The sequence below is a fragment of the Flavobacterium sp. 28YEA47A genome (genome assembly GCF_041262125.1).
Lineage (GTDB): Bacteria > Bacteroidota > Bacteroidia > Flavobacteriales > Flavobacteriaceae > Flavobacterium.
Window position 1 is genome coordinate 20,889 of the sequence record NZ_JBGCCI010000011.1, and the last position, 11,975, is coordinate 32,863.

Here is an 11,975-nt window from a genome sequence, read left to right on the forward strand (position 1 = left end):
AAAAACCGCTGGGAAGCGGTTTTATAATTTTAAATATTCAAAAATTCCATAATAAGAGTCTTTTTGGGATTCTTTGCTAATAAAGTTTTTAATTGGTTGGCATTCAAGATAAAATTTCATTCCTTTTTCCCAAGATTTCCATGCTATTGAATCAATTCTTCCTTTAGTAAACCATAAATATTGTTCAGAACACATATTCAGATAGTCTATTATTAAAGGCTTTTCTTCGTCTATTAGTTCGTATGTTTGATTAGAGGCTTTTTTAACTATTATATTTAAACAATTATTGAATTTTAAATCGTACTTTTCATTATACATTATAAAAAGCTCTTTAAAAATTTTATCATTTTCAATTCTATATTGCCGTATACTAAAAGCTATAGAGATTCCTGCGGTGTATATAGCAATTAGGATTTCAGTTTTTTTATCTATAAAACAATGGATTCCTGTAGCAATTATGACTGTGATAATTATCACATAAATATCTGAAAATTTAAGGATATGCTTTTTCATATTTTATTATGTCAAAATAGTTTAATCTTCATAGAACGGATTTATTCTGAAAAAATCGGCTATATTTCTCTTATTGTTAGTTTCATAAATATCTGTTAAGCTGATTCTAAATATTAGTAAATTGAATAGCATTATAATTATATCATCCAAATAGATTGGCCAAGTAATTGGATTAATTGCAAATCTCGTATCAGTAATATCTTGACTTACATCGAGAATGTTTGTTTTTGTTTTAACTCCAGTTACATAAGCATTATCAGATTTTCTTTTTACTATTAATTTGCAGTCAAATTCTATTTCTGATATTCTTTCGTAAATTTTCTCTAAATAATAATCTTTTTTAAATTCTTCTGTTGTCATATAATTTTTGATTTAATGGTTACTGGTTAATATCAAAAAAACACGGAATTTTCTATTCAAGGATTTGAAGTGTTAGTTTAATTTATAATGTTTTTTAAGCTTTTCCCAATTTTTAGATAGGATAGGATTCTGTTGTTTATATATCCTTTCACTAACTAGCAAATTGAATGTTGAAAGAGTTGTTTCGTAATTTAATACATTTAGAATTATTTCTGGCTCTTTTTTGGAATGATCTGTTTCATTAGTTAGATCATTATATAGCCTGCAAAAACTGTCTAAAATATTTTTTATCCTTAAACAAAAAATAGAATGGTTAATAGCGTCAGATATTAAAAATAAAGGGAGAGATAATTGAAGAATCATCGATAAAACAGAATTGTAACCTTGAAGAGCTAATGCAATTATCAAAATAATAATTAGTAGGTTGACAATCCATTTTTTCTTTAAAGATTTAATCGAAAGATTATATGTAAAATAGCAACTTTCAAAGCTATTAGCACCCATTCTTAATATACCAATTGATACTTCTTCATTATTGTAGTATTTATTTGATTTATCTGATGAATAATTAGTGCCAAAAGAATTATCAATAAAGTCTGCCCTTTTGTCAAAAGAAGTATGGAAAATTATATAATTTATCCCAAATTTAATGATTGCATATATTATTATGACAATAGTATTTATGTTGCTAATTATCTCTGCCCATTCTTTTAAGTTATTAAAATAATTATTGAAAATAAAATTAAGGAATGTCAAAATAGCGGATATAATTAGGATATAAAATGCTATCGAATCAAGTTTTTTAGCTTGTTTGAAAGATTCTCTTACTGGATTATAATATTCATTCATATTTAGGGAATTTATCACCGAAGATTTTTCGCCAATTTTCAATAGCTTTCTCTTGGTTTTTATGATTGATTTCGAAATCTAATGCTAATTTGGCAAGTTCATAACATTCTTTTGCTTTATTGGATATTTTTGTTTGCTGTTCAAATGTCAGGTTGTTTATATTTCCTTGGATACCTTTTGGGTCATCTACATCATAATGAATATTTTGGTACAAATAATAAAAAAAATCTTTGATATTTATATCATTGAATTTATTTTGGGAACCTTGATTTTTAACAAAATTAAGGATAAGTACTTCAAAAAGATAGGATCCGATTTTTGGTATTGTAAAATTTGCATTCCAATATTTTAAAGTTCTTACAAGCTGATATACTTTACCACCATAATTTTGATTAGTTTTTTTAATATTTTCTTGATCAATGCCAGGATTAGTTGCTTTCCAATTCCCAGTACCATCAGGGATTAGATAAAAGTGTTCTACAGTATGAAAACAAGGAACAATGTCGTAACTCCAAGAATAGGAAGTCAAATTAAGTATGGCAGCTTCTTGATTTCTTTTTATTTCAGAATTTGAATACTGGGGAACATTTTTTAAAGCACCAACAAACTTATTGACAACTTTTATAGAATTTAATGTCTCATCATCATTTGACATTTTTTTTAATTCATTAGAAGAATTTTCTGTATGAATATAATATTTCGTTTTATCAACCGTATCAATAGAATAATATGCATTTGAACCATGTAAGCAATACATCAAATCAATGTCATCTAGCGGTATTATTTTTGTGTTTCTAGCGAATGAACCATATCTAATGTGTTTGTCTGGAAAATCGCTTGGAAAATCTTCTATTGCTTCGGGAAAACTTAAAAGTTGGTCAATCAACCAATCTCTACTGCTCCTAGCATTATCTGTATTTTCTTTCGTTAGATTAACTACATCTTTATTAAATATATCAAATGCTTGATTTACGTTTTCTGCCATGTGGTAATATGTTATTTTTAAATTTTTGTCTTCGAAATAGTATTGCGAGATATATTTCAAATGTATATTTTTATAAACATAAAGTATATTTTTTTGCTAATTATTAGACTAAGTGTAAATATTTTACGTTAAAAAATCGCAAAATGAAAGAAAAGAATATTATTCTAAAAACATCCCAGCCTTTTTTCCTTCTTCTTTTTCAATTGCTTTCCACTTATTGTAATTGGCTTCGTCTTTTGCTTGTAAATAAGATGCGGCAACTATGCCGGCTTGTACATAGGTTTGCATTTGGTCGCCGCCATTTTTTGCAATTTCATATTGCTGTTCTGCATCCAAAGCTACTTGGTTTTCAATTTTCTGCATTTCATTTGTTGCATGCTTTTCTAATCCGCCGCCAAAGAAATACCAGAGTATGCCGATAAAAATTATTACACTGAAGATTATTTTTGATTTGTTGGTTCTTGTTTCCATAAATTTAGTTTTGTGTTAGTAGGCTTTTGAGCCGTTTATTTATCAAAACTAGATTTTTGTGTTTTGTCTTTTTTAAGGTTTCCCTTAAAATGGAGTGTTTTTAATATCTGAGATATTGTGAAAACAGGTACTTTTAAATATTAAAAATAAAAAGACCATCATAGGATAGTCTTTTTAAATAAAGTTTTATACATATAGTAAAATCTATTGAAATAGTATATTGAGGGTTTATGTAATAACTTTTTGGATTGAAACCAATTGAAATGTTTCATAGTATGTTCCTACAAAATTATCTACTTTAACGAAAGTTGCAATTTCGCCATTATTGATAGTGAATGATTGATCTGGATTTGTGGTAAGAAAAGCTATATTCCCCGTGTTTTTAAATGTGAGAGAACTTTGGTCTGCTCGAATAGCTATATATTCTCCTGCATTAATGGTAGAAAAAATATCTTTGATAAAAGCACCTGTAGAACTTGCAAAAACCAGCTTATGTCCAGAACAACTTAAACTGTTATCTGCTGTATTCACAGTTCTAATCTGCATGATGCCATATGTCTTTCCAAGTATAGGGAATTGAAATGCATTACCTTCTGCCGTTATTCCACCTATAGGACTAGGTGTCGATATTAAAAAAAGACTATTGGAGTCAAAGTCTGGAGAATTAATGTCAGATATACACACATAATTATTATTTGCGGTGACAAATGACTTATCAATGCTAATACATTGTCCAGGTTTGACATTCCCAGGTCCAATAGATTTTGAACCAAAACCTGCAGCATCAGCAAAACGACTGTTTACTATATTGATACTTTTACATGGGTTATCATTATACTCATCCTGAAAATTACTTTTAACTGTAATTGCTACACCAAGCTTTTCGAACCAGCAATTATCAAAAGTGATGTTTTCTGCCCATTCAATAAAAACGCCATAGTCTGCATCTTGTACCGTACAATTAATAAATGATATAACAGCCGAAGGATATTCAGCTGTATTTTGAATATGTATATTCTTTCCAAGTGCATATTTCTCATTCCGCTTAAAACCATCAAATTGGCAGTTTAGGAAAGTGGTTTGACCTTGCTGTCCTGTTAATTTAAGAGCATTAGTATGATCAGCACCTTTAAAAACCCTTACGTTTTCGAATATATTAAATTGGTTTGGAAGCAGATAATTTGAATGTTCGCCTCCTCCTTTAAGATAAATACCATGACCTTTAAAATCATAAATGAAAATATCACTTATACGTGAATTCATTAGTCCACCATGATAAGGTTCAGTCAATTGTGGTTTGGCTTCAAAGTAAAAACCACCACGAAGAGTACCGCGCCCCTGAAGGTTTAACCTCGATACGTTTATCATTACCATACCTTCTTCAATATCAAACATATATTCACCTTCTTTACTTTCAAGCGCATAGATTATGGTTCGTTCGTATGATTCTCCTACAACAGTTACTCCATGCTTAAGATGGATGGTGCTTATAAAATAGCTGCCATTGGGAATAAATACAGTAGAACCTGTCATTGCGGAATTATCTTTTGTGTTGAGCTTGGCAAAATCAATTGCTCTTTGAATTTGAGTTGTGTAGTCTGTACTCGTTCCCACTGCACCAAAAAAGTTAACATTTATAACATCATCATATGAACGAACCCAGCTTCCTGAATTTGATGGGACAACACTTGATTTTACTATTGTGCCGTCATTGTCCGTACTGTAATCTCCTGTAGTGAAAGGAACTTCTGTTCTCCAAACAAATATACCGCCTCCACCAGTTCCGGGAGTGCCATGATCTTTTACGAATACCACTCCTGTTGGTGGTGTTACCGCTCTCAAAGCAGCCAAATTAGATACTTCTGTCATAATATAATTGGATTAAAGTTTAACTTTAGAAAGGGGTTAGTTTTTTTGGTTAAAGTTTTGATAGTCTTCTGTTTTGAAATCCTACCTAAAAAAAGGATTTCATTATTTTATTTACAAAGTCTATTTAAACTTAAAACCCACAGGAGCCTTTAAAGATGCTTTGTCATACATATTGAGGTATAACACTACAGTGTCTTTTTTGCCTTCATAAGTTACAGCATAAGCATCTAGCATGCCACTACCAAAGGGACTATTTTTTGTTTCAAAAGCACAGCAGCTTCCTGTTCTTATATAATTTATAGTTTCTCCATTTGGGCCGGATAATGAATTCAGATATTTTCTTTCGTTAGCTGGGCCGTCTGAAAAACCACCAACTTTTATCGGATTTTTTTCGGTATAGCCATATGAAGCATCTGAACTGACTTTTGAATCTCCTGATTTATTGGAAGAACATGCAACCAGAAAAAGACTGATGAATAAGGTTTTAATTAGTGTTTTCATTTGTTTTTTTTGGTTTGGTTAATTTTAGTTTTTCACGCAAAGGCGCAGAGTCGCAAAGTTTCTATTAATAGAATATTGAACGTTTATCTGGTATAACTTTTAAATTAGCGTAATTATTTTAATCCGTAGTAATTCGCGCTAAAATAAAAATCGCTGTTGAAGCCGCTATTTAAAAGCCAGCTTTTATTTATCTAGCATAATTTTTTTTAATTCAATTGGATATTATGCTCTTTAGCAATCTTCTTAAAAAGATCTTCTTTGTTTTCTTCCTGTAGTTTTTGGTAAATGGCTCCTATAAGTAACTCGGAGTCTTTTGCATATTTGGAATTTTCTTCGGTATAAATTCGGTGGGCTGTGAATATATTGTTCAGTGCTTTTTCGTAATTCTTTAGCAAGAAATAGCTTTTCCCGGCTCCAAAATAACCTTCGGCATTATCGGGATGAAACTGTATTAGTTTTTCATAATACTGTATGGCGGTTTTAAAATCGGATTTTAAAGAATAGACAACGGCAATATTCATTAGGGCAAAGTCGCCTTCAGGATAAATTTCAAGTGACTTTTTATAATATTTTATAGCATCGTTATACTTTTCCAGTTGTCTGTAACATACAGCCAGATCATCATAAGCCAGGACAAAGTTTTCATCTCTTTTAATTGCCATAAGAAAGTTCTCAATGGCTAATTTATGTTGACCATTGCGCATAAAGTCTTTAGCAATTATATAAGCGTTTTGTGCGCTTTCAATTTTTGAATCAGAATAGAATAGCTTCTTTTTTTCGTCTGTTTTTTGTCCTTTTACCTTATCGCAGATTTCAGGCAAAAGACTTTTGACTTTTGGGAGCAGTGTCATGAGTCCTTCGACCGTATTTAATTCTTCCCGGATTTTGGCATCTTCTTCTTTAGCAATGGCTTCCTTTACTATATCGGCAATGCAGTTTCTGTAAGCATCATCGCCAATTTCAGCTTTTTGCTCTACGCATTCGCATGCTTTTTTAGCAATTTTCTCTTCTATGCTTTGTGCGTTAGATAGAAATGAAATAAGGATAAAGATTGGGAGTAGTGTTTTTTTCATAGGAAATTGTAGTTTGAAATCAAGTCTATTTAATAGACGGAATTAGTATTGTAGTTAAGAAGCATAACTAAGATTAGTTTCTGTATTTAAGGTGGTTGTTTTTAGCCCGCTTATATGCTTCCGTATTAGGAATTACTTTTGTTATAATCATTGAGTTGTTATATGACCATTCTAAAAAGGGAATTTCTTTTTCAAACTTTTCTCTTTCCCTAATATAATCTACAATAGTGTCAAGCTGATTTACAAATTGTAATATTCTTTTAGATTCTTCGAATTCATCTTGCATGGACGGAGTCCAGTAATTTTTGAATGAGTAGGAATTTCCTTTTTTTAATTCAAAGATATAGGTAATCCCGTCAAATCCTTGTTTCCAGCTTTTTATTAGTTTGCATGATGGAATTTCTTGAACCTTTAACGCTTCATACAGATTTTTAATTTGACTTACTTGTTCTTGCTTTAAGTCATAACCTTTTGCAAATGATTCTTTTGATCGATTATTAGTATATGTTCCATTTACATAGAAATAGATTTTATTTGAATTTTGAGAGAGTTCAACAATATATTTCGAGGAGCTAATTCTTAAAAATCCGGTTTCAGATTGCGGGTTGATAAGATTTAATTTTTTAATGTCTATTAACTGTTGGTGATACCAAAAAGTTGTATCACTATCTTTTGTCAATTCTATAGTTGATTGAAAATCCTGACTAGACATATTTGATGTTAAAAACAATAAATAAATAAGAATAAATGATTTCATGTTGATTTGTTTTAATATCTATATACTATTGCTGTTAAACATGCTTTTTTTTGATAAATCTGATAAACCAAACCAACAATAGCTCCTATTCCACCACCGAGATATCCATAATTATGGATTGAACCAACAATAAAGAAATTTTTACAATTGTGTATTTCGTAAGGAAAACAAATTGGATCAGCTTCACCGGTTAAAATCTCAATAATTCCTCCAAATACTCCAAATAATACAGCTATACCTAATGTAATTAGTATTGAGTTAAAAACATATTTAAACATACGTCTCGGAGTTTTATGGATTAACCCGACCAAACCTTGAACAATACCAATATAGAAGCCAACCCACCAGGTTGCTAAGAATCCAATTAAGGCGGTTGTCAAACGCGGATTATTATTTCCCCAATCCAGAAAACCAAATTGTTCAAATTTGAAAATTGTAAAATATTCTGATGAAATGGTAAAGGTTATTTGGTCGTGTAATGCTCCATAGATCCCTGCTAGTAATGTAGCAACTAAGATAGTGAGTAAAAGGATTCCTATTTTTTTCATTTCGTTTGATGGGGTTACTAATGTTATTGTTAGCTTATAAATACTTTATCCGTAATCAGCTGCTTTTTCGCATTATCTCTTATATATAGTCACAGAAACGAGTCGTGTCTCATAACGTAATTCAATTGTAAGGTCTTTCCTTTTCCATGTTTGAATTGTACTTATTTCGTCTTGTTTTTTACTATTTGTTTTTCCAAGTTTCTTTGTAAGGAAATCAGAAATCCAATCAAACTTTTGCTTAAATGAGGATTTAATCTCAATTTGATTTTCTTCCCACTCAAACTCAATTAATTCTATACGTTTTTCTTTTGTGGAGTAATAATATAGGGTGTTTAATTTCAGATAATCGGTTTCTTTTTTTCTGTAAATTCTTGGTGTTTGTACATTTTTCCCTTCTAATAAATAATGACTAATTTTATGGCGTTGGGTTATATCTGTTGCTTTTTCTTTTTGTTCTAAGGAATCAATTTCATTGATATATAGGCTGTCAAAATTGTTATAATAAAAATCAAAAGTTTTCTCAAACCAATCTTTTATTTTGGCTTCTCCATATACGGGTTCCTTATAGGCGTTTTTAAAAGTTGTTACGGTCAAAAGGTTTTCGTTAATTTCTATGATACCGTATTCTTTTTTATTTTTAGTCGAAAACTGTATCGTCTGATAGCTATTGTTTTGAATTCGATTTCTCCAATCATAATAGTATAGTAATGGAGTAATGTTGTTTTTGAACTCATATACCGGAACTAATTTATGGTTTTCAACAGTCCCAATTTTCATCGAAATGCTATCTCTGTAAATGCTGTAAAGTTTATTGTTAGCAATAAAAGAAGTACCAAATAAGAATTTTTGATTGAAAAAGTCATTGTCTTTGTTTTCGTAAATGGTTTCTACACCTTGTAAGGAACCACTCCCGTGCCTAAAATAGTGTTCATTCAAAACAGCTTTTTTATAATCATAAGGTTCGTTGCTCATTTCCATTTTTTGTGGATCGGAGATTTTTAAAATCTTTTCTTCCTCTGTCAGGTAGTAGGTGTTCTCTAATTTATTGATAACAGGATTTGAAGCAGCGACTTCATATTGCTTGTTTGTTTTGGTGTCTTTAAACCAGGTTGCGCCTCCCCACTCTCCAAAATCTATTGAATAAACGATATAATCATTGTCTTCATAAAACAAGTCTATTCCTTTCTTGGATTCAACCCAAATTTTGTTTTTCTCATCCAGGTAAAAAGTACTTTTATCATCATATGTTGTTGTAAAAACAGAGTCATTTTTTACATACAGATCATTATAATGAGAATGTAATTTTTTTGGAACGTTTATTTCTGAAGAGAGTTTTCCTTTTTCGTCAAGTATATAAAAATAAAGATTGGCTACCGAACTGTATTTGTCATTGTCAGTCGTAAAATAACAATAAAATTTTCCATTGTGTTTTAGCCAGCAATTAGGTGTTCCTGGAATATTTATTTCAATGGTTTCGTAGTTTACCGTAAAGTCTTGTGATTTACCACATGTTATGAACAATAGAGAGAAAAGAAGTATCCGAACTGTAATTTTCATAGAATTGTTTATAGCTTATATTCGAAAATATATAAAGGATTGAAACCAAATATATTAAAATGTTTTATAGTATCGTAAAATTCTTATAAAACAAGTAGTTAGGAATTCAGGAAAGCAAAACTTTGCGGCTTTGCGTCTTTGCGTGAAAATAATTGCTCGCAAAGGCGCAAAGGCGCAAAGAATAAAATAAGGTTATAGCGTATAATAATTGAAGCAAAGATTTTATATTGCACATGATTTTGGCTGAACCAGAAATCGTAACATAACTCTTACTCTTATGAAATTTACTTTCCAGGCATTTTTGCTATCCACTTTTTTACTACTGTCAGCGTTTTCTGTAAAAGCTCAATCTACGTGTGATTGCTCCGAAGTTTTTAAATGGGTTAAAGAGACGTTTGAAAAGAATGATGCGGGTTTTGATTATGCTATCCAGCAAAAAGGAATGGATATGTATGAAAAGCACAATGCTGTTTTTTTTGCAAAAGTGAAAACGATAACAAAAAGCCATGAATGTGCTGATGTGCTCAATGAATGGTTGAAGTTTTTTAGGAAAGGACATTTTGGAGTTATGGCTTTGGATACAGCTCCGCAAAATTCAGCTAATGCCAAACAATGGCCTGTGTTGGCTGTAAAGGAAAAAGAATTGAGAAGCAAGCCAACAAAAGACGCAAAAGATTTAGCCGGAATATGGAAAGTAGGAGCGTATAAAATTGGTGTTGTCAAAAAAGATAAAGGCTATAAAGGAGTTATTCTGGAGTCGGCTAATGCAGCATGGAAACCTCAGCAGGTAAAAATGGAAATCCAGGAAGATGGTTCCGGTGTTTTTTATATGGGAGATTTTTCGCCTTTAAAATTCAAAAAGATTGATTGGGTCGGTAAAAATTCCATAAAATTGGCACCTGCGATTCAATTGCAGCGAGAATATCCTACGTTTCCTGAAAATGCAGATATACAACTTTATGCAAAAGCAATGAGTACCGGCAAGCCTTTTATGGAGAAAATTTCTGGAGAGACTTTGCTATTGCGAATTCCTTCTTTTAACGGGATGCAAAAAAAGGCGATTGACAGTGTGCTTTTGGCTAATGAAAAAGAAATCAAGAGTACTAAGAATCTGATAATCGATATCCGTAATGGAACTGGTGGTGATGATGACAGTTATGCGAATATTATCCCTTATTTGTATACAAATCCGATACGTATCGTTGGGATGGAACTTTTGTCTACACCGTTAAACAACAAAAGGATGGAAAGCTACCTGTCTATGCCGGACTTGTCAGAAAAAAACAGAATGCAGGTAAACGCCGCACTCACACTGCTTAATGACAATCTGGGGAAATTTGTGAATTTGAACGGAGGCGATAAAGTACATATACAGAAAATGGATGCCGTATTGCCTTTTCCGCAGCAAGTGGCTATCATAGCCAATGAAGCTAACGGAAGTACTGACGAACAGTTTTTGATGGCAGCTAAACAAAGCAAAAAAGTAAAGCTTTTTGGAACGACTACTTTTGGAGTATTGGATATTTCAAATATGAATTTTGTGAAATCACCGGATGAAAAATTCCAATTGGGCTACTGTCTTTCTAAAAGCTATAGAATACCGGGTATGCAGATTGACGGCATCGGGTTACAGCCTGATTATTTTATAGATAGTAGTATTCCGAACGAGCTTTGGACAAAGTATGTGACTTCTGTTTTAGAAGGTAAAGAATTTCAACCGTAACAGATTATAAAAAACTCCTTCATTATCCGAAGGAGTTTTTTATAATCTGAATTTATTATTCTCTTAATTGCGACTAATAAAGGAAAGCAAAAAGTTTATAAAAGCTAATTTTGGTTGATAGGAAATTGCGAAAAATAGAGGTATTCTGCATTTTATAAAACTTTTTTTTGTTCTTCACTTAATCGGATTGCTTTTTCAAGTCGGGATTGTCTGGTTTTTTCCTGCTTGGCATCCATGATCCAATGAATAGTCAGCTTTTTATAGGATGGAGCTTGTTTCATAAAAAAATCCCAGGCTACTGTGTTTTGCCTAAATTGACTTTCATATTCGGCATCAAGAAGTACAGGTTCATTTTCATAGGAATAGATCTTTGACCTGCTTTCTTTCCTTTGGATGAAAGCGTTTTGTCCTGCTTCGGTCATGAGTCCTGCTTTGGTAAGTTCTTCCATCTTTTTGATGTTTATGGCGCTCCAGTTGCTTGTCTTTTTTCGTGGCGTAAAGCGAATAGAATAACTTTCTTTGTCGATAGACCTGCGTACTCCGTCTATCCAGCCAAAACAAAGCGCCTGGTCAACGGATTGCGACCAGGTCATTGATGGCTTTCCACTGTCCATTTTATGGAAACCAACCAGAAGTTCAGTTTCGTTTTTATGGTGTTTTTCGAGCCATTTTCTAAATTCAGCCTGTGATGCAAAAAAAGTTGCTGCCATTGTGTTCTGTCTTTAATTTTAAATGTCTGCCACTATGGGCATTTTATGGTACTGGAAAC

General features: G+C 31.7%; 13 protein-coding genes. 1 reads left to right on the forward strand and 12 read right to left on the reverse strand.

Annotation, left to right across the window (positions count from 1 at the left end; translation table 11 throughout):
* Positions 1 to 21: 21 nt before the first annotated feature.
* From ABH942_RS14820 to ABH942_RS14870, 11 genes are all read right to left on the reverse strand, one after another.
* On the reverse strand, positions 22 to 513 hold the full coding sequence (locus ABH942_RS14820) for a hypothetical protein (RefSeq protein ID WP_370033304.1): 492 nt from the start codon (positions 511 to 513) through the stop codon (positions 22 to 24).
* Positions 514 to 534: 21 nt separating this feature from the next.
* Positions 535 to 873, reverse strand: coding sequence for a hypothetical protein (locus tag ABH942_RS14825; RefSeq protein WP_370033306.1), 339 nt, complete (start codon positions 871 to 873; stop codon positions 535 to 537).
* A 72-nt stretch (positions 874 to 945) separates the two neighbouring features.
* Positions 946 to 1,722, reverse strand: a complete 777-nt coding sequence (locus ABH942_RS14830; RefSeq protein WP_370033308.1) for a hypothetical protein — start codon at positions 1,720 to 1,722, stop codon at positions 946 to 948.
* Positions 1,715 to 2,707 (reverse strand): hypothetical protein, encoded by a 993-nt coding sequence (locus ABH942_RS14835; RefSeq protein WP_370033310.1) that lies wholly within the window; start codon positions 2,705 to 2,707, stop codon positions 1,715 to 1,717. The genes ABH942_RS14830 and ABH942_RS14835 overlap by 8 nt, the downstream gene beginning before the upstream one ends.
* A gap of 159 nt (positions 2,708 to 2,866) precedes the next feature.
* Positions 2,867 to 3,178: a hypothetical protein gene (locus ABH942_RS14840; RefSeq protein ID WP_370033312.1), complete on the reverse strand. Its 312-nt coding sequence runs from the start codon at positions 3,176 to 3,178 to the stop codon at positions 2,867 to 2,869.
* 228 nt (positions 3,179 to 3,406) lie between these two features.
* The gene (locus ABH942_RS14845) at positions 3,407 to 5,047 is read right to left on the reverse strand and encodes a glycosyl hydrolase family 28-related protein (RefSeq protein WP_370033314.1); all 1,641 of its coding nucleotides are present in this window, start codon (positions 5,045 to 5,047) and stop codon (positions 3,407 to 3,409) included.
* A gap of 120 nt (positions 5,048 to 5,167) precedes the next feature.
* Positions 5,168 to 5,548, reverse strand: a complete 381-nt coding sequence (locus ABH942_RS14850; protein ID WP_370033316.1) for a 2-dehydro-3-deoxyphosphooctonate aldolase — start codon at positions 5,546 to 5,548, stop codon at positions 5,168 to 5,170.
* Positions 5,549 to 5,754: 206 nt separating this feature from the next.
* Positions 5,755 to 6,621, reverse strand: a complete 867-nt coding sequence (locus tag ABH942_RS14855) for a tetratricopeptide repeat protein (protein ID WP_370033317.1) — start codon at positions 6,619 to 6,621, stop codon at positions 5,755 to 5,757.
* A gap of 73 nt (positions 6,622 to 6,694) precedes the next feature.
* The gene (locus ABH942_RS14860; RefSeq protein ID WP_370033319.1) at positions 6,695 to 7,378 is read right to left on the reverse strand and encodes a hypothetical protein; all 684 of its coding nucleotides are present in this window, start codon (positions 7,376 to 7,378) and stop codon (positions 6,695 to 6,697) included.
* A gap of 11 nt (positions 7,379 to 7,389) precedes the next feature.
* Positions 7,390 to 7,926, reverse strand: coding sequence for a hypothetical protein (locus ABH942_RS14865; RefSeq protein WP_370033321.1), 537 nt, complete (start codon positions 7,924 to 7,926; stop codon positions 7,390 to 7,392).
* 72 nt (positions 7,927 to 7,998) lie between these two features.
* Complete coding sequence (locus ABH942_RS14870) at positions 7,999 to 9,483, reverse strand: hypothetical protein (protein ID WP_370033323.1); 1,485 nt, start codon at positions 9,481 to 9,483, stop codon at positions 7,999 to 8,001.
* Between the two features lie 277 nt (positions 9,484 to 9,760).
* Between ABH942_RS14870 and ABH942_RS14875 the strand changes: the two genes are divergently transcribed.
* Entirely contained in the window at positions 9,761 to 11,206 is a 1,446-nt protein-coding gene (locus ABH942_RS14875) for a S41 family peptidase (RefSeq protein ID WP_370033325.1), read from the forward strand.
* Positions 11,207 to 11,358: 152 nt separating this feature from the next.
* Here the strand turns inward: ABH942_RS14875 and ABH942_RS14880 are convergent, their stop codons facing one another.
* Positions 11,359 to 11,916 (reverse strand): YdeI family protein, encoded by a 558-nt coding sequence (locus tag ABH942_RS14880; protein ID WP_370033327.1) that lies wholly within the window; start codon positions 11,914 to 11,916, stop codon positions 11,359 to 11,361.
* Between the last annotated feature and the right edge of the window lie 59 nt (positions 11,917 to 11,975).

Excerpts from the sequence above, each read along its gene's own strand:
- ABH942_RS14825 (WP_370033306.1), bottom strand. The coding sequence starts at position 873 with ATGACAACAGAAGAATTTAAAAAAGATTATTATTTAGAGAAAATTTAC.
- ABH942_RS14835 (WP_370033310.1), bottom strand. The coding sequence starts at position 2,707 with ATGGCAGAAAACGTAAATCAAGCATTTGATATATTTAATAAAGATGTA.
- ABH942_RS14830 (WP_370033308.1), bottom strand. The coding sequence starts at position 1,722 with ATGAATGAATATTATAATCCAGTAAGAGAATCTTTCAAACAAGCTAAA.
- ABH942_RS14875 (WP_370033325.1), top strand. The coding sequence starts at position 9,761 with ATGAAATTTACTTTCCAGGCATTTTTGCTATCCACTTTTTTACTACTG.
- ABH942_RS14855 (WP_370033317.1), bottom strand. The coding sequence starts at position 6,621 with ATGAAAAAAACACTACTCCCAATCTTTATCCTTATTTCATTTCTATCT.
- ABH942_RS14840 (WP_370033312.1), bottom strand. The coding sequence starts at position 3,178 with ATGGAAACAAGAACCAACAAATCAAAAATAATCTTCAGTGTAATAATT.
- ABH942_RS14860 (WP_370033319.1), bottom strand. The coding sequence starts at position 7,378 with ATGAAATCATTTATTCTTATTTATTTATTGTTTTTAACATCAAATATG.
- ABH942_RS14870 (WP_370033323.1), bottom strand. The coding sequence starts at position 9,483 with ATGAAAATTACAGTTCGGATACTTCTTTTCTCTCTATTGTTCATAACA.
- ABH942_RS14850 (WP_370033316.1), bottom strand. The coding sequence starts at position 5,548 with ATGAAAACACTAATTAAAACCTTATTCATCAGTCTTTTTCTGGTTGCA.
- ABH942_RS14865 (WP_370033321.1), bottom strand. The coding sequence starts at position 7,926 with ATGAAAAAAATAGGAATCCTTTTACTCACTATCTTAGTTGCTACATTA.
- ABH942_RS14880 (WP_370033327.1), bottom strand. The coding sequence starts at position 11,916 with ATGGCAGCAACTTTTTTTGCATCACAGGCTGAATTTAGAAAATGGCTC.
- ABH942_RS14845 (WP_370033314.1), bottom strand. The coding sequence starts at position 5,047 with ATGACAGAAGTATCTAATTTGGCTGCTTTGAGAGCGGTAACACCACCA.
- ABH942_RS14820 (WP_370033304.1), bottom strand. The coding sequence starts at position 513 with ATGAAAAAGCATATCCTTAAATTTTCAGATATTTATGTGATAATTATC.